Raw genomic sequence first — 20,336 nt, 5'->3', positions numbered from 1 at the left:
AAGGGGGGTGAGGGGGACGCCGCCGTCAGGTCGGGACGCGGACCTCGACCAGGCTGCCGGAGGCGGCTCCGCAGGAGGCGCGGACGGCCAGGCGGGGCTGGAGCACGACCCGGCAGACGGGGGCGGCGGGGCCGAGCTCGATCCGGCGCAGCAGCAGCTCGGTCGCCATCCGGCCGACCTCGGCCTTGGGCGGCGAGACCGCGGTGAGCGGCACCTCCGACAGGTCGGCGACCTCGTCGTCATAGGCGACGACGGCGATGTCGTCGGGCACGGTCAGGCCGACCCGGCGCAGGTAGGGCAGCAGCGCGGTGGCCTCGCGGTCGCCGAGGCACACCACCGCGCGCACCTTCTCGGCGACCAGCGTGTTGGCGTAGGCGAGCATGTCGGGGCCGGTCCAGACGGGCTGCCTGGCCACGGCCTCCGGGATCTCCGGAAGCCCGAGGTCGGCGACGGCCTGGCGGTATCCCGCGAAGACCTGCTCGGAGCTGGCGGTGCCGATGCGGCCGAGGTAGCCGATCCGGCTCCGGCCGAGCCCGCTGAGGTGCTGCACCGCCGCGTAGCCGCCGCCGTGCACGTCGGTGCAGACGTAGGAGGTCGGGTCGGCCGGGCGGGGGTCGGCCGGGCGGCGTTCCACCAGGACGTACGGCACGGGCAGCCCGCGCAGGCGGGCCAGGTGGGCGTCGGGGTCGGCGGCGAGGTGCAGGTTGGGCACCAGCAGCAGACCGGCCACGCCGACGTCGACGAGCTGCTGGATCTGCCCGGCCTCGACGTCGGGGTCGTAGTTGGAGCAGGCCAGCACGAGCTGCACGCCGGCGGCGGTGGCCGCCCGCTCGATGCCCTGCACGACCTGCGGGAAGTAGTAGGTGTTCGACGGGACGAGCGCGCCGATGAGACGCGGCCTGGCCCCCGGGGTGACGGAGCTGGTCACGAAGGTGCCCGACCCCTGCCGGCGCCGGACGAGCCCCTCCTCGACCAGGAGGTCGACCGCGCGGCGCACGGTGTTGACCCCGACCGAGTAGGTCTGCGCCAGCTCGGACTCGGTCGGCAGCCGGCCGCCGACCGGCCAGCGGCCCTGCACGATCTCCTGCCGCAGGCGCGCCGCGAGGGTGCGGAATCGCCTTCCCCTGGGGAGGGAATTCATTCCTTCAGGTGGCTCCATAACGGGATTCTTCTCGTCATTCCGAAGTAATGTCAACCCCAAATTCACTCCATTATTTGCGGCATATCAGGAATGAATTCCGTCCCATTGGGGGTCACCAGCGGGCCGTGACGTCCTTGTCGCGGTCGTAGGCGGCGGCCCAGTAGTGGCCAGCGGCGGTCAGGCGGTGACCGGCGAAGCCCACCTCGCCGGTCGGCTGCTTCAGCGCCTCCGACGTCGCGGTGGCCCAGCCGTCGGCGCCCGCGGCCACCGTCACGTAGCGGCCGGCGGAGAAGGTGAACCGCCCGCGCACCGTGGCGGCCACCGGCTGCCCGCTCTCCATGTCCACCACGCGCAGCCGTACGCGGGCCGCACCGCCCTCCACCGTCACCGCCGCCGACTGCACGACCATGGGCCGCAGGTCGCTCGCGCCGGTCGTCACGGTGACCGGGGCGGAGGGCGGGCCGCGGTGACCGGCCACGTCCACCGGAACGACCCGGTAGTGGTAGGTGGTGGCGGGCAGCAGGCCGGTGTCGGTGTGGGTCAGGCCGCGGGCCTTCCCGGCGAGCGTGCCGGGGCCGGGGGTGAAGCCCGCCTCGGTCGAGCGGTGCACCTCGTAGTGGGCGACCTCGGTGTCGTCGCGCGCCCGCCCGTACGTCAGGTCCACGGTGGCGTGGCCGAACGCCACGGCCCGCGGCGGCGAGGCCACGCCCGTGGGCGGCCCGGAGTCGGCGGGCGGCTCGGGCCACCTGGCCGAGGGCCCCCAGACCGTGGGCAGCTCCCGGTAGGAGTCGTAGTGGTGCAGCGCGATCCCGGCGAAGGCCGGGCTGCCCGCGAACGCCTGGGAGACCTTGGCCAGCTCGGCCTCCAGCACGTCCCTGCCCTCCTCGCGGAAGGTGATGCTGGACGGGTCGCCGCTGGTCGCGATGTCCAGCGTCTCCACGCCGACCACCACCGACAGCGGTTTGCCGATCCGCTCGGCGTAGGCCAGCTCGCCGGCCGCCTGCGCGATGATGCCGGCGCCGCCGTCGGCCTGGTCGCGGTAGTCCATGATCGCGATGTAGTCGCTGAGGTCCTGGACGTGCTCGGCCAAGGTGCGGGTGGTCCCGCCGTAGGTGATGCCGGTGCAGCAGGCGGAGGTGTCCAGCCAGCGCGGCACGGCCGGGCCGAACAGCAGCGGCTGCCCGGAGGCGTCCCGGCGGGCGATCATCGCGCGCAGCGTGTCCAGCCACTGGAGCTGCACGTCGGGCTTGCCGCTGGTGAACCAGGGCAGGCTGTACGGCTCGATGTCGACGTTGATCCCGTCGAACCGCTCCGCGGGCTTCGAGGACAGGTTGTAGTCGAGCACCCGTTCCATCTCCCCGACGGCCCGCTCGCGGTAGCGGGACAGCGCGCCCAGGTACGGCGGCCGCGTCCCGCCGGCGACGGTGGCGTGCACCTTCATGCCCCGGCCGTGCGCCCAGGCCACCAGGTCACGCAGCCCGGGACGCGCGTCCTCGATCATGTCGCGCCCGGCGTAGGTGTCCACGCCCAGGTAGAGCGTCGATCCGGCGGGCAGGACGGTCTCCAGCAGGCGGCGCGACCCCGGGTTGAGCACCAGGTTGTAGGACGCCTTCTCCCAGATCCACATCGCCCGGTCCTGCCGGTGCGGCACCGGGGCCCGCCCGCGCGCCGCGCCGAGCGCCACGTACGTGGTGGACGACCTGGACACGTGGCCGCGCGCGTCCACCGCCTCGGCCTCCAGGCTCGCCATCACGTCGCCGTACCTGGCCGGGTTCAGCAGCGTGACGTAGCGCCCCCGCGCGCTGGCGGCGGGCTGCCAGGGGCCGCCGTTGACGCGGACCCGGACCGAGCGCACGTCCGCGCCGGCCACGTCCACCCGGACCGGCGTGGGACGGGTGAGCCGGGCCCCGTCGGCGGGCTCGGCGATCGCCACGCGCGGGGCCCTGGCCCGCGGATTGTCCACGCGCAGGGTCAGCGGCGGCGACCAGGCGCCGTAGCGGGTGTCGGCGGCCGTGGCCTTGGCGTAGACCTCGATCTCGCCGTCCAGGGCGCCGGTGTCGAGGTCGTAGGACCAGGTTCCGCTGTCGTCGGCGTCGGGGTCGGTGACCTCGGCCCGTTCCACGCGCTCGCCGTCCACCACGACGGACACGTCGTAGGCGGTGGTGAAGCGGCCGGTCAGCCGGATCAGGCCGGGGGCGGGCTCGGCGGAGTCGATCACCACCGACGGCGGGTCCGCCGCGCTCGCCACGGCCGGTGTGGCCACGGTGAACGGGACGGCGAGCGCGAGCGCGCCCGCGATTCTCCAAAGCCGTGAGGGCATGAAGCCACCTCCATAGGAATGAATTAACGCCGGAAAGGGATATGTCCGGACATTGAATCCATGAGATGGCGAAACCATAGCCCTGAATTTCCGGAAGAAGAATGGCATGAATTCCGGCCACCGAATCGCGGGCCCCTCGCCGACGCAGCGGGCAGGTGGGATCCCTCTGACGGGGGAGGAGATTCGCGCGCAGTGGGGAGGGGCGGTCGCCGGGCGGTCCCTAGCGTTGCGGGCATGGTCGACTCTCATCGCCCGCGGCGCTGGCCGGCTTACGGGCTGGCGGCGCTGATGCTCGGGTACGCGGCGGGCAAGGCCGTCTTCGCCGTCCAGGGCAGGCTCGGGTTCCCCGGCGGTCCGCCCGTGCCTGCGGCCGAGGCCGCGCGCTACTTCCTGGATCCGTCACTCGCGCAGGGGTTCGCGGCGGCCTCCGGGGTGCTGGGGGCCTGTGTCGCCGTGGCCACCGTCACCGCCGCGGGCCGCCGGCTGCCGCGGGCCGCGATGCTCGCCGTGCTGGCGGTGATGCTGGCGGCGCTCGGCGGAGGCGCGGGCATCATGATCCTCGACGGGTTCGTCGGCCTCGGCGTCGGCTGGCGCTGGTACCACGGGATCATCGGGCTCGTCGTGGCCGGCCTGGCCGCCGGGATGGCCCGGTCCTACTGGACGGCCACCCGCCCCGCCCGCCCGAGCCCCGGCTCGGCCCGGTCAGCCCCGTGAGAAGGCCGCGAGGAGTTTCTCCGTGGTCAGGATGGCGTGGGCGAAGGTGGGGCCGTTGAGCTCGTGCGCGGCGTGCAACATCTCCGGCAGGTACGCGGCGGTCGCGTCGCGCACCAGCGTCACGTGGTAGCCCAGCTCCATGGCGAACCGCCCGGTGGCCTCGACGCACGTGTTGGCCAGCACGCCCACGGCCACCACGTGCGTGACGCCGCGCTGCCGCAGCTGGAGGTCCAGGTCGGTGTTGGCGAACCCGCTCTGCGCCCAGTGCTCGGCGGCGACGACGTCGTCCTCCTCCGGCTGGAGGTCGGGATGGAACTCCCCGCCCCACGAGCCGCGGGCGAAGGTGTGCCGCTCCTGGATGCCGTGCTGCGTCGGGTTCGGATGGGCCCAGCTCTCGTAGTCGCCCGGCTGCCAGCGGCGGTGCGGGACGAACACCACCCGCACGCCGGCCGCGCGCGCCGCGGCGATCACCGCCCGCAGGTTGTCCAGCAGGCCGATCGCCTGCGCCACCGGTCCGAGCCGCGGCCACACCTTGCCGCCCTCGGAGATGAAGTCGTTGTACGGATCGACCAGCAGCACCGCCGTACGGCGCGGGTCGTAGGACTCGGTCATGGCCGCCCCCTCAGTTGCCGGTGGTCAGGACCATGCGGAAGCGGGCCTGCCCGGACATCATCCGCTGGTACGCCGTCGCGGCCTCCTCCAGCGGCACTTCCTCCGTCCAGGCCCGCACGCCGCTCCGCGCGGCGAACCTCATGGTGTCCTGGGTGTCCACGGCGATGCCGGAGGCGTGCCCGTAGACCCGGCGGGCGCCGCCGACGAGCTGCAGCGGGGTGACGGCCAGCGGGTCGGTGTCGATGCCGACGGTGATGAGCTCGCCGCGCCGGCCCAGCCCGTCGATCGTGCCGGACATCGCCGCCGAGCTGGTCACCGTCGCCAGCACCACCTTGGCGCCGCCCAGCGCCAGCAGCGCGTCGGCGGCCTGCTCGGCGGTGCCGTCGATGTAGTGGGCGGCGCCGAGCTCGCGGGCCAGCGGCTCCTTGTCGCTCCCGCGCGCGATGGCGACCGTGTCGAAGCCCATCCGCGCGGCGAACTGCACGCCCAGGTGGCCGAGGCCGCCCAGCCCGAGGATCGCGACGGTGTCGCCCGGCCGCGCCGAGCTGCGCCGCAGCGCGTTGAACACGGTCACGCCCGCGCAGGCCAGGGGCGCCGCCTGCACCGCGGTCAGCTCGTCGGGGATCGCGGCCAGGGCGACGGCCGGCGCCACGACCGAGTCGGCGAACCCGCCCGGGTAGGCGGCGCCCGGCACCTGGAGCTCGGGGCAGAGCACGCCGTCGCCCTCCCGACAGGCGTCGCAGTGGCCGCAGCTCCCGCCGTACCAGCCGACCGCCACCCGGTCGCCCACGGACCAGCCCGCGACGCCGTCGCCGAGCGCGTCGACGCGTCCGGCGATCTCGTGCCCCGGCGTGACGGGGAAGGCGGTGCCCGGGAGCGCGCCGCCGATGATCAGCGCGTCGGAGTGGCACACCCCGCACGCCTCGACGGTGATCCGCACCTGGCCGGGGCCCGGTTCGCGGGTCCGCGTCGGGGCCTGGGCCAGGGCGCCGCCGGGCTCGGCGACCTGGATGGAACGGTGCAGGGCAGAAGACGGCATGGCGTCTGCTCTTTCTTCGTACGGGACGCAGCGGCCTCACCGGGAGGCCCTCACAAGGCCACCTTTTCCACTTCCGCCTCGTTTACCCCACCGGCACGGCGAAGGCCCGGGACCCTGACGCGGGTCCCGGACCTCAGGGGCCGCCGGTCAGCCCGCCGGCACGACCGGGACGCCGCCGAAGGTCACCACCAGACGGCCGTCCGCGGCGAAGGACCAGTTCAGGGCGCCGCCGTAGGCCGAGCAGCGGGAGCCGTTCGAGCCGGACCAGAACTGGTTGGACGCGTCGGCCGAACCGACGATCTTGTCGTTGGCGCCGCTGCCGGAGCGGCAGGAGGTGTTGTCGCGGAACACCGAGGTGCCGCCGTCGAAGGAGAAGTTGCGCTCGGTGTTGTCGACGGCGACGTTCCCGGTGATCGACATCGTGCCGAGGTTGCGGTTGTAGGTGAAGCCGTGCTTGCCGTTGCGGTAGGCGATGTTGCGCCGCACGACGTGGTCGACCTTGATGTCCTCGCCGCCCAGCTTGTAGCCGTTGCGGTCGCCGTTGCCGGCCTGGCTGCCGTCGCTGAGCGTGCCGTTGCCGTAGGCCAGGGAGTCCTCGACGGTGACCGGGCCGATCGGGCCGGTCTCGGTCTTGGTGTACAGGTCCCAGCCGTCGTCGATGTTGTTGCGGGACACCGCGTACCGGAAGACGTTGCCGGGGCCGACGGTCAGCTTGGCGGCGAAGCCGTCGGCGTCCTCGCCGTCGGAGTCGGCGTTGTCGTGCGAGACCGTGCTCAGGACGAGGTTGCCGGACGGCCACCGGCTCTGCGGCGTGTCGGAGGCGATCCGGGAGAGCTGCAGCCCGGTGTCGCGGTTGTACCGGGTCACCGACCGTTCGATGATGTTGCCGCTGCCGCCGACGAAGATGCCGTTGTCGCCGGCGCGCTCGACGGTGATGCCGTACAGGTGCCAGTACGAGCCGTTGACGGCGAGCCCGCGGTTGGCCGGGTCCTCGCTCTGGGCCGCGAAGTTCAGCACCGGCGTCTCGCCGGGGTAGGCCGACAACTTCTTGCGGGCCGCGGCGGTGCCGTCGTTGCCGGGGGCGATGGTGACCGTCTGGCTGAAGGCGTACGTGCCGCCGCGCAGGTAGATCGTGCCGCCCGCGGCGACACGGGTGATGGCGGAGGTGAGCGTCGTCGGGTCGGACTGGGTGCCGGTCGCGCCGTCCCTGCCGGTCGGGGAGACGTACAGCGCGCCGGTGGGCGGCGGGACGGTCGGTGTGACCGTGGGCGTCGGGGTGGGGCTGGTGGTCGGTCCGCCGCCGGCCGGCTTCAGGGTCCACTGCTTGGTGGCGGCCGAGTCGCAGGAGTTCTGCTGCAGGAGCGCGCCCGGCGCGGTGGAGTTGTCCAGGACGTTGAGGCACTTGCCGCCGTTGGCGTTGACGATCCGGTACGCCTCGCCGGCGGCGGTGAGCTGCCAGGTCTGGGAGGCGGCGCCCGTACAGGTCTCCTGCTGTACGGGCTTGCCCGCGCTGGTGGAGGCGTCGCGGACGCCGGCGCACTTTCCGCTGTGCGCCGCCTTGACCTGGAAGCCGCTCCCGGCGGCGGTGAGGGTGAAGACCTGCCCGGCGGCCTCGGCGCAGGCGTTCTGCGCGAGTTGCACGCCGTCGCCGGTGCTCTGCCCCGGCACGGTGGCGCACAGGCCGCTGCCGCCGTTGACCAGCGTGTAGTTCCCGCCGGCCGGGGCCGCCGAGGCGGGGGTGTTCAGCACGGCGACCAGGCCGCCGGCGGTGAGCAGGCCGGTGGTCAGCACGACCGCCAGTCTCGTCGCCAAGGGTTGGTTCTTACGCACGTCCAGCTCCGTTTCGATGGAGGAGTGGAAGGGGGGTGCCGCGCGAGCCTTGCCAACCGGTTGCAGTAACAGTGGCTTCGTGTTGAGGAAAGGTCAATACGTCCAGGTAAAACTGCAAACGCTTCGAGCGTTGTGCCTGGTGGCGTGGCTATTTCTGCAACAACCGATTGCAGGAAATCTGCAAACAGCGGTCAGCGGGTGAGGGGCAGCGGGCCGCTCTCGGGGGTGAAGAGCTGCTCGTCGAGGTGGTCGACGGCGTAGTCGATCGCGCCCGCCACCACGCACTCGTCGCCCAGCGTGGACGCCCGCACCTCCGGCATGCGCATGCACCGCCGCTCCAGCCGTTCGCGCAGCGGCCCGAGCAGCACGTCCGCCGACCTGGAGAACCCGCCGCCCAGCACCACGACCTGCGGATCGAGGACGAGCACCATGGCGGCCGCGCCCACGGCCAGGTCGTCGAGAAAGCGCCCGACCGCCTCCAGCGCCACGGGGTCGCCGTTCCTGGCGGCGGCCAGCGTGTAGCCCGCCGCGTCCTCCGGCGGCGTGCCCTCGGGGACGGCCGCGCACGAGTCGAGGTGCTCGGGCGCGTCGAACCAGCGGGCCTCGGGCAGCATGGAGATCTCCCCGGCCGCCGCCCCGAACCCCCGGTGGACCCGGCCGCCGATGATCAGCCCGGCGCCCATGCGCCTGCCGACGTGCAGGAACACCACGTCCTTGGCGCCCTGGGCGACGCCGCGCCGGGTCTCGGCCATGGCGGCCAGGCGGCTGTCGTTCTCGATCAGCACCTGGCAGGGGAACATCTCCCGCATCCGGCCCGCCAGGTCGAGGTCGCGCCAGGACGGGACGGCGGCCGAGTAGATGACCCGCCCCTCGATGTCGATGATGCCGATGGTGCCGACGGCGATCGTCCACAGGTCGGACACCGCGACGCGGCCGAGCGACAGGCAGCCGGAGACGGCCCGCTCGATCGCGGCCAGGCGCTCCTCCAGCGGCGCGTCCGGGAGCACCGGCTGGCGGGTCTCGGCCAGGATCTCGCCGTCGAGGTCGGACAGGGCGGCGCGGATGTTGTGGCCGCCCACGTCGACGCCGACCAGGTAGCCGCTGTCGGCGCGGAAGCGGTAGCGGCGGGCCGGCCGGCCCATCGAGCCCGGGCTCGGCGGCACCTCCTCCACCCAGCCCAGGTCCATCAGCTCGCCGGCGACCTCCTTCATGGACGGCCGCGACAACCCCGTGCGCTCGGCCAGCGCCGACAGGGTGAGCGGGCCGGCCCGGCGCAAGGCCCGGATGGCGGTCAGCGAGTTGAGCTGTCGCAGCCGTGACAGGTCGCCGCCGCGTAGCTCCGCCATCGCCGTCCTTAACGTAGGTCTCCTCTGTAAGCAGAGATTATGCCAGGGACCAGCTCGACGGCGCACCACCCGCGAACCCCTTCAAATTGGGCGTTGACCCTCCGAAACCGACGGTGCTACTAATGAAGCGCTCCTTCGTAAGTTGAGAGAGATGAGGTCTGATGTCATTCGTTGACGTCGGCGAGATCAGGTGCGACCAGGCCCGGACCCGGGTGTTCGAGCACGGCTGGCAGTCGTGGAGCCCCACCGGCGCCTACGGCCTCGGGGACCTTCCGCCCAGACCCGCCGACGAGACGATCCAGATCCTCTGCTACCGCCCCGAGACGCCCGTCCCCGACGGCGTCTTCCAGGGCGAGGGGCTGCTGGCCGTCGAGTCCGGCGACGGCGTGGTCGAGCTGTGGAGCGCGCCCGGACCGCTCCAGGTGCCCTCCCTCCGGGCCCGCCGGAAGGGGGACCGCCTGGTGATCTCCGCCGACGGCCCGGTACGCCACCACCGCGTCGAGGGCGACCTCGGCCCGGCCCTGCGCGACTGGGCGGACGGCATGGCAGAACCCAGGACGTTCCCCGCCGTCCCCCCCATGTGGTGCACCTGGTACGGCTACTGGGACAAGGTCACCGACGCCGACGTCCTGGAGAACCTGGCGCTGGCCGACCGGCACGGCCTGACCGCCGACATGTTCCTCGTCGACGACGGCTACGAGGCCGGCATCGGCGACTGGCTGGACCCCAGGCCCGGCTTCGGCTCCCTGGCCCGCGCCCTGGACGCCGTCACCGGCTCCGGCCGCCGCGCCGGCATCTGGACCGCCCCCTTCCTGGTCGGCCACGACAGCCGCCTGTTTCACGAGCACCCCGACTGGCTGGTGGACGGCGCGTACGCGGGCCGCATGTGGAACCAGGACCTCGCCGTCCTCGACGTCACCCACCCCGGCGCGGCCGAGCACCTGGTCCACGTGTTCGCCGCCTTCGCCGCGATGGGCGTCACCCACTTCAAGCTCGACTACCTCTACGCCGGCGCCCTGGCCGGCCGCCGCCACGAGGACCTCGACCCGATCGCGGCCTACCGGCGCGGGCTGGAGCTCGTGCGGCGCGGCGCGGGCCCCGAGGCCACCCTGCACGGCTGCGGCGCGCCCATGCTGCCCAGCATCGGGCTGGTCGACATCATGCGGGTCAGCCCCGACATCGCGCCCACCCTGCACCCCCGGTCGGGCGACATCAGCCAGCCCTCCCAGCTCGGCGCCCGGCTGACCGGCGCGGCCCGCGAGTTCCTGCACGCCCGCTGGTGGGTCAACGACCCCGACTGCCTCATCGTGCGGCCCGAGGTGGAGGCCCGGCAGGAGTGGGCGGCGCACATCGAGGGCACCGGCGGCCTGCGCGGCTCCAGCGACCCGATCGCCGCCCTCGACGAGTGGGGGCTGGAGACCACCCGCCGCCTGCTGGTCCCCACCGCCACGGACCCGTCGTGATCACCGAGACCGTCCGGGCCGCCGCCAAGGAGGCCCCGCGGCGGCCGCCGCGCAGGCGCACCCGGGACTGGCACGCCTACCTGTTCGTCGGGCCCAGCCTGTTCGGGGTGGTGGCGTTCCTGCTGCTGCCGGTCGTCATCGTCCTGGTGCTCAGCTTCTTCGACTGGGAGCTGCTGTCTGAGCCCACGTTCGCCGGGCTGGACAACTACCGCCGGCTGGCCGCCGACGGCGAGACCTGGCACGCGCTGGGCGTCACCCTCCTGTACGTCGTGCTGTGCATCCCGCTGCAGACCGTGCTGGCCCTGGTGCTGGCGCTGCTGCTGGACCGCAAGGTCAAGGGCCTGCGGCTGTACCGCTCGTTGTACCTGATCCCGTGGATGGCCACCCCGATCGTCCTCGGCCTGGTCTGGAACTGGATCTTCGACCCGCGCGACGGCGCGCTCAACAGCCTGCTCGGCCTGGCCGGCGTCACCGGCCCCGACTGGCTGTCCGACCCCGCCTGGGCGCTGCCCGCGATCGCGCTGGTCAACGTCTGGCAGCACACCGGCTACACCATGCTGTTCTTCCTGGCCGGCCTCCAGGGCATCCCCAAGGAGCTGTACGACGCCGCCGCCACCGACGGCGCCACCCCCGCCCAGCGGTTCTGGCGCATCACGCTGCCGCTGCTCAACCCCACGATGTTCTTCGTCATGGTGACCAACCTGATCGGCGCCTTCCAGGTGTTCGACACCGTCTACGTCATGACCAACGGCGGCCCCAGCCAGAGCACCGAAGTGCTCAACTTCCGCATCTACGAGACGGCGTTCAAGCAGTTCGACTTCGGCTACGCCTCGACCCTGTCGATGTTGCTGTTCGGGGTCATCCTGCTGGTGACGCTGGCGCAGGTCAGGTTCTTCGGCAAGCGCACCACCTACGACCTGAGCTGAGGCCCCCATGATCAAGCGCACCCTGCTCCACGTCGTGCTCGCGGCCGGCGCGTTCGTCTCCGTCTTCCCGTACCTGCTGGTCGTGCTGACCGCGTTCAAGACGCAGTCGCAGCTCAGCTCCACCGAGCCGTGGCTGCCCGGCCTGCCGCCGACCACCGCCAACCTGACCCGGCTGCTGAGCGGCGACTTCCCCCGGTACATGCTCAACACCCTGCTGATGACGGTCGTGCTCACCCTCGGGCAGCTCGTCTTCACCACCTTCGCCGCCTACGCCTTCGCGCGGCTGCGCTTCCGGGGCAGGGAGGCCCTGTTCTGGCTGTACGTCGCCACCATGATGGTGCCGGGCGCGGTCACGATGATCCCCCTGTTCCTCATCATGCGCGAGCTCGGCCTGGTCAACACCTGGTACGGCCTGCTCATCCCGTACGTGCTGGGCACCCCGTACGGCATCTTCCTGATGCGCCAGTTCTTCAAGTCCCTGCCCGCCGGGCTGGAGGAGGCCGCCCGGATCGACGGGGCCGGGGCGATGACCGTCCTGCTGCGCATCCTGCTGCCGCTGTGCCGCCCGGCGCTCGGCACCCTGACGATCATCACCGTGATCTCGTCGTGGAACAGCTTCATCTGGCCGCTGATCATCACCAGCGGCGACGAGACCAGGGTGATGACGGTGGCGCTCGCCACCCTCAAGGTCGGCATCGGCGTCGACTACAACCTGATGATGGCCGGCGGGCTGATCGCGCTCGTGCCGATGGTGGCCGTCTTCGTCTTCTTCCAAAGACACATCGTCCGGTCGGTGGTCCTCACCGGCCTCAAGTAGCACACGAACAAGAGGTCAGCGAATGTTGCAATCCCCCCCGATTCGCTGGGCCGGGGCGCTGCTCTGCGCCGCCACGCTCATCCTGTCCGGCTGCGGGTCGGGCTCCGGAGACTCCGGCAAGGTCACGCTCACCTACCGGCTCTGGGACGACCAGCAGAAGGTCGGCTACGAGAAGGTGATGGCCGCCTTCGAGAAGGCCAACCCGGGCATCGACGTCAAGATAGAACTGCTGCCTTACGACCAGTACTGGACCAAGCTCACCGCCGACGCCGTCGCCGGGACCGCGCCGGACGTCTTCTGGATGAGCCCCACCCAGTTCCCCGAGTTCGTCACCAAGGGCGTGCTGGCGCCCGTCCAGGTGGACGGCTCCAAGTACCACCAGACCGTGGTCGGCTCGTTCACCTACCAGGGCAAGCTGTACGGCGTGCCGAAGGACTGGGGGATCGTCGGCCTGCTCTACAACAAGGACCTGTTCGACAAGGCCGGCGTGACCATGCCGGACAAGCTCACCTGGGCGGCCGACGGCTCCGGCACCCTGCTCGACACGGCCCGCAAGCTCACCGTGGACGAGGCCGGCAAGCACCCCGACGAGCCCGGCTTCGACCCCGCCAAGGTCACCACGTACGGCTTCGCCTCCTGGAACCACTACCAGACGCAGTGGATGAACTGGGTCAGCTCGAACGGCGGCAAGCTGCTGGACAAGCCCTTCGGCAGCTACACCTTCAACGACGCCGCCTCCGTCCAGGGGCTGCAGTTCGGCGTGGACCTGGTCAACAAGCACCACGTCTCGCCGCCGGCCACCCAGACCAACCCGCCCACCGGCAAGGTCACCGACATGTTCAAGGCCGGAAAGGTCGCCATGTTCCCGGCGAACAACGCGCTGCTGCCGTTCGTCGCGCCGGAGGCCAACTTCGAGATCGGCGTCGCCGCCATGCCCGAGGGCCCGCAGGGCCGTTCGGTGAACCTCAACGGCCTGTCCGAGGCCGTCTCCGCCAAGAGCGCCCACCCGGCCGAGGCGATGAAGCTGGCCACCTGGCTCGGCACCGAGGAGCCGCAGAAGATGATGGCCGACGGCGGCTACGTCTTCCCCGCGCTCAACGGGCTGTCGCAGGGCTACGTCGACTACTGGAAGTCCAAGAAGCTCGACGTCTCGCCGTTCCAGGAGGAGTCGGAGGGCCAGACCTTCCCGCTGCCGGTCACCACCGGCTTCACCGGCTTCGAGAACAAGCTCAACCAGATCCTCAACGAGATGTACCTCGGCAAGCTCACCCCCCAGCAGGCCGCCGACCAGGCCGTGGCCGCCGGCAACGCCTCCGTCAAGTAGGAGCTCCATTGATCACCCGGCGATCGTTGTTCGCCGGGGGCGCGAGCCTGGGCCTCGCCGCCGCACTGGGTGCCTCACCCGTGCGCGCGGCGGCCCGGCGTGCCCCCCTGTCCGACCCGTTCCAGCTCGGCGTCGCCTCCGGCGAGCCCACGCCGGACGGCGTCGTCCTCTGGACCCGGCTCGCCATGGACCCGGTCGCGCTCGACGGGCTCGGCGGCATGCCGGACCGCGTCGTGCCGGTGCACTGGCAGCTCGCCTCCGACGAGAACTTCCGCCACGTCGTGCGCCAGGGCGTCGAGCAGGCCCGCCGCGAGTCGGCCCACAGCGTGCACGTCGAGCTGGACGGCCTGCGCCCGGGCGCGGAGTACTTCTACCGCTTCCGCGCCGAGGGCGAGATCAGCGAGGTCGGCCGCACCCTGACCGCCCCCGCCCCCGGCGCCCGCTCCCGCCCCCTGAACCTGTCGTTCACCTCCTGCGCCGACTACCAGACCGGCTGGTTCACCCCCTACCGCCGGATGGCCGAGGACCACCCCGACCTCATCGCCTTCCTCGGCGACTACATCTACGAGTACGGCGACTACAAGTACCCCGTCCGCGACCAGGCCGGCGGCGAATGCCTCGACCTGGCCGGATACCGGCTGCGGCACGCCCAGCACAAGGCCGACCCCGAGTCGCGGCTGGCCCACGCGATCGCCCCCTGGGTGGTCGTGTGGGACGACCACGACATCGAGAACGCCTGGGCCGGCGACGTGCCCGAGCAGCCCGACCCGCCCTTCCTCGCCCGCCGGGCCGCGGCCTTCCAGGCGTACTACGAGAACATGCCGCTGCGCCGCGCCCAGCGCCCCGACGGCCCCGCCCTGCGGCTCTACCGCACGATCCGCTGGGGCGCGGTCGCCAACCTGCACATGCTCGACACCCGCCAGTACCGCGACCTGTACGCCTGCACCGGCAAGAGCGGCACGGTCGGCGCCGACTGCGCCGAGCGGCTGGCCCCCAACCGCACGATGCTCGGCGGCGAGCAGGAGTCCTGGCTCGACGGGCAGCTCAAGGGCTCCCAGGCCACCTGGGACCTGCTCGGCCAGCAGGTCTTCCTCATGGAGATGGACTGGACCAACGGCGAGGGCAAGGGCTACTCCAACGAGGGCTGGGACGGCTACGTCGCCTCCCGCAACCGGCTGACCGCCGCCATCGACGACTACCGGCGCAACGCGGTCGTCCTCACCGGCGACGTGCACTCCCACTGGGCCGGGGAGGTCAAGCGCGACTTCCAGGACCCCGAGTCGAAGTCCGTCGCGGTCGAGCTGGTCACCACGTCGGTCACCAGCGCCGGCAACGGCCTCGACGAGTACCCCAACACCCAGACGCTGCTCGCCGAGAACCCGCACGTGAAGTTCTTCAACGGCCGCCGCGGCTACGTCCGCGCCAAGCTCACCCAGCAGGAGATGAAGGTCGACTTCCGCTCGCTGTCCCGGGTGACCGAGCCGTACGCGCCCGCCTACACCTCCGGCTCGTTCGTCGTCGAGCCGGGCGACCCGAGCCTCCACCCAGCCTGACGGGATCCCCATGCGCACGATCACGGCCGCCGCCGCGGCGGCCCTCCTCACCCTGCCCTTCGCGCCCTTACCCGGTTCCGTGGCGACCGCGGCGGCCGTCGAGGCGCCCCCGATGGGCTGGAGCAGCCGCTCCCTGGGCTGCTCGGTCTCCGAGGCGGCCGTCCGCCAGGCCGCCGGCGCCCTCACCCCGCTCGCGCCGCTCGGCTACCGGTACGTCGTCCTCGACGACTGCTGGCTGGCCGCCCAGCGCAGCGGCGGCGCCCTGGTCCCCGACCCGGCCCGCTTCCCGGGCGGCGTCAAGGCGCTGGCCGACGAGCTGCACGCCAAGGGCCTCAAGCTCGGCCTGAGCCTGTCGGCCGGCAGCAAGGCGTGCTCCGGCGGCGGCCCCGGCTCCTACAAGCAGGAGGCCGCCGACGCCGCCCAGCTCAGGGCCTGGGGCGCCGACTACGTCAAGTACGACTGGTGCAACGTCCCCACGGCCGACTTCCCCGGCCAGAACGTGCAGCAGATCGCCCAGACCCTCTACCCGCGCATGCGCCAAGCCCTCGGCGACGGCGTGGTGTTCGCCATGAACAACGAGGACGGCAGCACCGTGCCGTGGTTGTGGGGCAAGGACGCCGGCGCCACCACCTGGCGGACGAACGTCTACAACAAGCCCATCCCCGACAGCTACCCCAGCATGGTCGACATCTGGGAGACCAACCAGCTCAGAGCCGAGTACGCCGGGCCGGGCAGCTGGGCCGACCCCGACCTGATCCAGGCCGGCCGCGGCGGGATGACCGAGACCGAGTACCGCGCCCAGTTCACCCTGTGGGCCATGGGGGCCGCGCCGCTCGTCCTGCAGGCCGACCCGGCCAAGGCGCCGGCGGCCGTCGTCGCCAACCCCAAGGTGATCGCGGTGGACCAGGACCGGCTGGGCGCGCACGGCCGGCTCGTCTCCTCCGACGGCTGGTACCACGTGCTGGCCAAGCCCCTGGACGGCGGCGACCGGGCGATCGCGCTGTTCAACGAGAGCGACCGGGCGGCGGTGATCTCCACCCGGCTCGGCGCGGGCTCGCGTCACCGGGTCGAGGAGCTGTGGTCCGGCGTGGTCAGCTCGACGAAGGACGTGCTGTCGGCGCAGGTCCCGGCGCACGCCGCGGTGCTCTACCGGGTCTCGGAGAGCCGGGAGCAGGCGCCGCCGCTGGTGACCTTCGAGGCCGACCCGCCGCGCTTCCTCGGCGAGGACCGGCCCTCGGTGCTGGAGCCCGGCGTGCCCGGCGAGCTGGTCACCCGCGTCACCAACACCGGGGCCACCGCCCCGCTGCGGGACGTCGAGGTCAAGGCGTCCGCGCCGGACGGCTGGCGCGCCGAGGCCCGCACGCCGGCCAGGACCGCCCGGCTCGGCGCCGCCGAGACGTTCACCGTGACCTGGACGGTCACCCCGCCCGCGGACGCCGCGCCCGGCACCTACGAGGTCGCCTTCACCCAGGGCGACCGGCGCGCCGTCGCCGTCGTCATCGTGGCCAGGGCGCCGGGCACGGGCCGCACCTACCTGAGCGACCTGGCCTGGACCAGGGCCACGAACTACTTCGGCCCGGTCGAGAAGGACACCAGCAACGGCGAGCGGGCCGCCGGCGACGGCCGCCCGATCACCGTCGAGGGCGTCCGGTACGCCAAGGGCCTGGGCACGCACGCCCCCGCCGACATCGAGTTCTACACCGCCGGCCGGTGCACCACGGTCGAGTTCCAGGCCGGCATCGACGACGAGGTCGGCCAGGCCGGCTCGGCCGACTTCGAGGTGTGGGCCGACGGCGGCCGGGTCGCGCACTCCGGCGTGCTGACCGGCGCCATGCCCGCCAGGAAGGTCACGGCGTCCGTCGCGGGCGCCCGGTTCGTCCGGCTGGTCGCGACCAACGGCGGGGACAACGCCACCTCCGACCACGCCGACTTCGCCGACGCCACCGTCACCTGTCAGTGAGGAGATGCACTTGAAGATCGTTCCCAGGCCCGTCAGCCACGGGACCAGGCGCGGGAGGTTCGTCCTCGACGGGCGCACGGCGCTCACCGCCGACCCGGCGCTCGCCGGGGTGGCCGCCTGGCTGCGCGCCGAGCTCGGCCAGGTCACCGGAGGTGAGCTGCTGCCCGGCACGCCGGGCCCGGGGACGATCACCCTGGGGCTGGGCGACGGCCTCGGCCCGGAGGCGTACCGGCTGAGCGTGGGCGACGACGGCGTCGCCATCGACGCGGGCGGGCCCGCCGGGGCCTTCTACGGCGCGCAGACCTTCCGCCAGCTCCTGCCCGCCGCCGCCTACCGCCGGTCGCCGGCCGCCGAACCCCTGGTCGCACCGGGCGTGCACATCGAGGACGAGCCGCGCTTCGGCTGGCGCGGCTGCCTCCTCGACGTCGCCCGGCATTTCATGACCAAGCACGACCTGCTGCGGTTCATCGACCTGATGGCCCTGCACAAGCTCAACGTCCTGCACCTGCACCTGACCGACGACCAGGGCTGGCGCGTCGAGATCAGGCGTTACCCCCGCCTGACCGAGGTCGGCGCGTGGCGGCGGGAGAGCCAGACCGGCTGGAACGGCGCCATGGACGGCCGCCCCCACGGCGGCTACTACACCCAGGACGACCTCAGGGAGATCGTCGCCTACGCCGCCGCCCGGCACGTCACCGTCGTGCCGGAGATCGACCTGCCCGGCCACACCCAGGCCGCGATCGCCGCCTACCCCGAGCTGGGCAACCTCGGCACGCCGCTGGAGGTCCGCACGACCTGGGGCATCGGCCGGAACGTGCTCAACGCCGAGGACGCCACCATCGCCTTCTTCAAGAACGTGCTCGACGAGGTGCTGGAGCTGTTCCCCAGCCCGTACGTGTGCGTGGGCGGCGACGAGTGCCGCAAGGAGCAGTGGCGGGAGAGCCCGTCCGCCCAGCGCCGGATCAGGGAGCTGGGCCTGCGCGACGAGGAGGAGCTGCAGAGCTGGTTCATCCACCAGTTCGACGACTTCCTGGCCGCCCGGGGACGCCGCCTGGTCGGCTGGGACGAGATCCTGGAGGGCGGCCTGGCGCCCGGGGCGGTGGTGGCGTCCTGGCGCGGCGACCTCGGGGCGGTGGCCGCCGCCCGGCGCGGGCACGACGTCATCAACTGCTCCAACACCCAGGTCTACTTCGACTACCGCCAGGGGCCGGGGGAGGACGAGCCGGTGCCGTTCGGGACCGTGCTGGCGCTGGAGGACGTCTACGCCTTCGAGCCCGTGCCCGCGCAGCTGCGCGACGACCCGGCGGCGGAACGGGTGCTCGGCGCGCAGTGCGGGGTCTGGACGGAGCTGATCGACTCCAACCGGCGGGTCGACTACATGGCCTTCCCCCGGCTGGCGGCCTTCGCCGAGACCGTCTGGGGGCCGCCCGGGCGCGACCTGGCGGACTTCCGCGCGCGGCTGGCGGGCCACCTGCCGCGGCTGGCGGCGATCGGGGTGGAGTACCGGCCGGAGTCGGGGCCGCTGCCCTGGCAGACCAGGCCCGGCGTGCCGGGGCGGCCGGAGGACCCGAAGGAGTGGCAGGCCACCATCGACGCCTGGACCAGCAACCTGCGGGACCTCGCGTGACGCCCCTGGAGCCGCCGCCGGGCGGCCGGGTGCTGAGCTGGCCGGGCTGCGAGAACGTGCGCGACCTCGGCGGGCTGCCGACCGAGGACGGCGGGCGCATCCGGTGGGGCGCGCTGGTGCGGGGCGACCGTCCGAGGGGCACGGCCGTCCCGGCGTTGCGGGCGCACGGGATCCGGCTCGTGGCCGACCTCCGGCTGGCCGCCGAGTGCCGGGCCGACCCCGGTCCCGACGTGCCGGGCCGCCGCCACCTGCCCGTGCTGCGGGACGAGGACACCGTCCTGGAGGCGCTGGACGACACCCTGCCCGGCATCTACCGGGTGATCCTCGACCGGGGCGCCACCCGGTTCGCCGCCGTCCTGTCGGCCGTCGCCCACGCGCCGGACGGGGGCGTCCTGCTGCACTGCCACTCCGGCAAGGACAGAACCGGGCTGGCGGTCGCGCTGGCCCTCTCGCTGGCCGGCGTCTCCCGGCAGGAGATCGCCGCCGACTACGCCATGACGGCCGTCTGCCTGCGCCTCGACGAGCACCTGGCCGCCCTGGACGGCGACTCGGGGCGGGCCAGGGCGCTGCGCCTGTTCGCCGAGGTCACCGCGGACACTATGCTGGCCGCCCTGGCCCACCTGGACGACCGGCACGGCGGCGCGCAGGCGTACCTGCTGGCCGGCGGCCTGCCACCGGACGACCTGGCGCTGCTACGGGCCCGCCTGGTGGACCGCTGAGAGGACCGGCGGGCGGCGGTCAGCCCGTACGGCCCCAGAAGTCGTACGGGTCCCGGCCCGGGCGGAAGCCGTGCGCCCGGGCCAGCTCCGCCGCCTCCCGGAACCGGCGCGCGACGACGGACGGCTCGTGGGCGTCGCTGCCGAACGTCACGGCCTGCCCGCCCTCCTCCCGCCACCACCCGAGCAGCGTCGTGTGCAGCGGCAGGACCGTGTTGATCTCCAGCGCCCGGCCCGACCCGGCGGTCGCCCGCAGCGCGTGCCGGAACTCCTCCTCGAAGTCGGCCGGTTCGAACGGCCCGGCGGCCTGCGGCCAGTAGCGCACCGGGTAGTCGACGTGGGCCAGCACGGCGAACACGTCGCTGCCCGCGACCAGCTCGGGGATCTCGGCCAGGTAGTCCCGGACCACCTGGGCGGCGGCGCGGCGGGCGTACAGGCCGGGCGGCTCGCAGAACCCGTCGCCGGCGGGCAGGCTGTGCAGGGAGCCGAGCACCCGGTCGAAGCGCCCGGCGGCGAGCACGCGGGCGACCTCCCCGGCGTGCCGGTGCGGCTCGCCCAGCTCCAGGCCGCTCAGGATGCGCAGCTGCGGGAAACGCTCGCGGCACCGCTCGACCGCCTCCAGGTAGCCGGCGGCGTCGAAGGCCGGGGGAGGGAGGTGACCGTCCGGCGTCGTCAGCGCGAGCAGGTGGTCGTGGCCGTCGAGGGCGCCGGGGTCGACCGTCCAGACCGTGTGGTCGACGTGCTCGGTGAAGGCGATGGCGGGCAGGCCGAGCTCCACCGCCCGCGCGCAGGAACGCTCCATGTCGCCCTTCGGGGCGTCCCAGGACCATTCGCTGTGCACATGGCTGTCGGCGGGCAACGTCATGGGGCTCACTCCTCGGAGGGTAGGAGAAGATCGTCACGACTGTATCCCGCGAGCGTCCCGGCGTCCCGGGGGCGTGGCCGCCT

General features: G+C 72.9%; 16 protein-coding genes. 9 read left to right on the top strand and 7 right to left on the bottom strand.

Features of this window, described 5'->3' with window-relative positions; genetic code table 11:
* Nucleotides 1–25: 25 nt before the first annotated feature.
* Both AB0J46_RS21035 and AB0J46_RS21030 read right to left on the bottom strand, forming a co-directional pair.
* The gene (locus AB0J46_RS21035) at nt 26–1,141 is read right to left on the bottom strand and encodes a GntR family transcriptional regulator (protein ID WP_358293382.1); all 1,116 of its coding nucleotides are present in this window, start codon (nt 1,139–1,141) and stop codon (nt 26–28) included.
* Between the two features lie 112 nt (nt 1,142–1,253).
* On the bottom strand, nt 1,254–3,461 hold the full coding sequence (locus AB0J46_RS21030; RefSeq protein ID WP_364334199.1) for a hypothetical protein: 2,208 nt from the start codon (nt 3,459–3,461) through the stop codon (nt 1,254–1,256).
* 234 nt (nt 3,462–3,695) lie between these two features.
* Here AB0J46_RS21030 and AB0J46_RS21025 point away from each other — a divergent pair, with 234 nt between their 5' ends.
* On the top strand, nt 3,696–4,175 hold the full coding sequence (locus tag AB0J46_RS21025; protein ID WP_364334197.1) for a hypothetical protein: 480 nt from the start codon (nt 3,696–3,698) through the stop codon (nt 4,173–4,175).
* Here the strand turns inward: AB0J46_RS21025 and AB0J46_RS21020 are convergent.
* The 4 genes from AB0J46_RS21020 to AB0J46_RS21005 all read right to left on the bottom strand — a co-directional run bounded on the left by AB0J46_RS21020 (nt 4,164) and on the right by AB0J46_RS21005 (nt 9,002).
* Nucleotides 4,164–4,787, bottom strand: a complete 624-nt coding sequence (locus AB0J46_RS21020; RefSeq protein ID WP_364334194.1) for a cysteine hydrolase — start codon at nt 4,785–4,787, stop codon at nt 4,164–4,166. The two genes, AB0J46_RS21025 and AB0J46_RS21020, sit on opposite strands and share 12 nt — an antisense overlap.
* A 10-nt stretch (nt 4,788–4,797) precedes the next feature.
* Nucleotides 4,798–5,826 carry an alcohol dehydrogenase catalytic domain-containing protein gene (locus AB0J46_RS21015; protein ID WP_364334191.1) on the bottom strand — a complete coding sequence of 343 codons (1,029 nt, stop codon included), beginning with the start codon at nt 5,824–5,826 and terminating at the stop codon, nt 4,798–4,800.
* A gap of 147 nt (nt 5,827–5,973) precedes the next feature.
* Complete coding sequence (locus AB0J46_RS21010) at nt 5,974–7,638, bottom strand: RICIN domain-containing protein (protein WP_364334188.1); 1,665 nt, start codon at nt 7,636–7,638, stop codon at nt 5,974–5,976.
* 209 nt (nt 7,639–7,847) lie between these two features.
* Nucleotides 7,848–9,002 (bottom strand): ROK family protein, encoded by a 1,155-nt coding sequence (locus AB0J46_RS21005; RefSeq protein WP_364334185.1) that lies wholly within the window; start codon nt 9,000–9,002, stop codon nt 7,848–7,850.
* A gap of 161 nt (nt 9,003–9,163) precedes the next feature.
* On the opposite strand from AB0J46_RS21005, the gene AB0J46_RS21000 reads away from it, so the two are divergent.
* Genes AB0J46_RS21000 through AB0J46_RS20965 form a run of 8 tightly spaced genes read left to right on the top strand, consistent with a single transcriptional unit; the run spans nt 9,164 to nt 19,391 of the window.
* On the top strand, nt 9,164–10,465 hold the full coding sequence (locus AB0J46_RS21000) for a glycoside hydrolase family 36 protein (protein WP_364334182.1): 1,302 nt from the start codon (nt 9,164–9,166) through the stop codon (nt 10,463–10,465).
* A complete protein-coding gene (locus tag AB0J46_RS20995; protein ID WP_364334179.1) occupies nt 10,462–11,391 on the top strand; it encodes a sugar ABC transporter permease in 930 nt (309 codons plus the stop codon). The genes AB0J46_RS21000 and AB0J46_RS20995 overlap by 4 nt, the downstream gene beginning before the upstream one ends.
* A 7-nt stretch (nt 11,392–11,398) precedes the next feature.
* Nucleotides 11,399–12,208 (top strand): carbohydrate ABC transporter permease, encoded by an 810-nt coding sequence (locus tag AB0J46_RS20990; RefSeq protein ID WP_364334176.1) that lies wholly within the window; start codon nt 11,399–11,401, stop codon nt 12,206–12,208.
* Nucleotides 12,209–12,230: 22 nt separating this feature from the next.
* Entirely contained in the window at nt 12,231–13,532 is a 1,302-nt protein-coding gene (locus AB0J46_RS20985) for a sugar ABC transporter substrate-binding protein (protein WP_364334173.1), read from the top strand.
* Nucleotides 13,533–13,540: 8 nt separating this feature from the next.
* Nucleotides 13,541–15,085 (top strand): alkaline phosphatase D family protein, encoded by a 1,545-nt coding sequence (locus AB0J46_RS20980; protein ID WP_364334170.1) that lies wholly within the window; start codon nt 13,541–13,543, stop codon nt 15,083–15,085.
* Between the two features lie 10 nt (nt 15,086–15,095).
* On the top strand, nt 15,096–17,045 hold the full coding sequence (locus AB0J46_RS20975) for an NPCBM/NEW2 domain-containing protein (protein WP_364334167.1): 1,950 nt from the start codon (nt 15,096–15,098) through the stop codon (nt 17,043–17,045).
* A 16-nt stretch (nt 17,046–17,061) separates the two neighbouring features.
* Nucleotides 17,062–18,672, top strand: coding sequence for a beta-N-acetylhexosaminidase (locus AB0J46_RS20970; protein WP_364334676.1), 1,611 nt, complete (start codon nt 17,062–17,064; stop codon nt 18,670–18,672).
* Nucleotides 18,669–19,391 carry a tyrosine-protein phosphatase gene (locus tag AB0J46_RS20965; RefSeq protein ID WP_364334164.1) on the top strand — a complete coding sequence of 241 codons (723 nt, stop codon included), beginning with the start codon at nt 18,669–18,671 and terminating at the stop codon, nt 19,389–19,391. Before AB0J46_RS20970 ends, AB0J46_RS20965 begins: the two co-directional genes overlap by 4 nt.
* A 19-nt stretch (nt 19,392–19,410) precedes the next feature.
* On the opposite strand, the gene AB0J46_RS20960 is transcribed toward AB0J46_RS20965, so the two are convergent.
* Nucleotides 19,411–20,253, bottom strand: a complete 843-nt coding sequence (locus tag AB0J46_RS20960) for a PHP domain-containing protein (RefSeq protein ID WP_364334161.1) — start codon at nt 20,251–20,253, stop codon at nt 19,411–19,413.
* Nucleotides 20,254–20,336 lie beyond the last annotated feature (83 nt).

The sequence above is a fragment of the Nonomuraea sp. NPDC049758 genome (assembly GCF_040674635.1).
In the GTDB taxonomy this organism is placed as follows: Bacteria; Actinomycetota; Actinomycetes; order Streptosporangiales; family Streptosporangiaceae; genus Nonomuraea.
This window is presented reverse-complemented; position numbering and strand designations above follow the sequence as displayed.

Excerpts from the sequence above, each read along its gene's own strand:
- AB0J46_RS21035 (WP_358293382.1), bottom strand. The coding sequence starts at position 1,141 with ATGAATTCCCTCCCCAGGGGAAGGCGATTCCGCACCCTCGCGGCGCGC.
- AB0J46_RS21030 (WP_364334199.1), bottom strand. The coding sequence starts at position 3,461 with ATGCCCTCACGGCTTTGGAGAATCGCGGGCGCGCTCGCGCTCGCCGTC.
- AB0J46_RS21025 (WP_364334197.1), top strand. The coding sequence starts at position 3,696 with ATGGTCGACTCTCATCGCCCGCGGCGCTGGCCGGCTTACGGGCTGGCG.
- AB0J46_RS21020 (WP_364334194.1), bottom strand. The coding sequence starts at position 4,787 with ATGACCGAGTCCTACGACCCGCGCCGTACGGCGGTGCTGCTGGTCGAT.
- AB0J46_RS21015 (WP_364334191.1), bottom strand. The coding sequence starts at position 5,826 with ATGCCGTCTTCTGCCCTGCACCGTTCCATCCAGGTCGCCGAGCCCGGC.
- AB0J46_RS21005 (WP_364334185.1), bottom strand. The coding sequence starts at position 9,002 with ATGGCGGAGCTACGCGGCGGCGACCTGTCACGGCTGCGACAGCTCAAC.
- AB0J46_RS21000 (WP_364334182.1), top strand. The coding sequence starts at position 9,164 with ATGTCATTCGTTGACGTCGGCGAGATCAGGTGCGACCAGGCCCGGACC.
- AB0J46_RS20990 (WP_364334176.1), top strand. The coding sequence starts at position 11,399 with ATGATCAAGCGCACCCTGCTCCACGTCGTGCTCGCGGCCGGCGCGTTC.
- AB0J46_RS20985 (WP_364334173.1), top strand. The coding sequence starts at position 12,231 with ATGTTGCAATCCCCCCCGATTCGCTGGGCCGGGGCGCTGCTCTGCGCC.
- AB0J46_RS20975 (WP_364334167.1), top strand. The coding sequence starts at position 15,096 with ATGCGCACGATCACGGCCGCCGCCGCGGCGGCCCTCCTCACCCTGCCC.
- AB0J46_RS20960 (WP_364334161.1), bottom strand. The coding sequence starts at position 20,253 with ATGACGTTGCCCGCCGACAGCCATGTGCACAGCGAATGGTCCTGGGAC.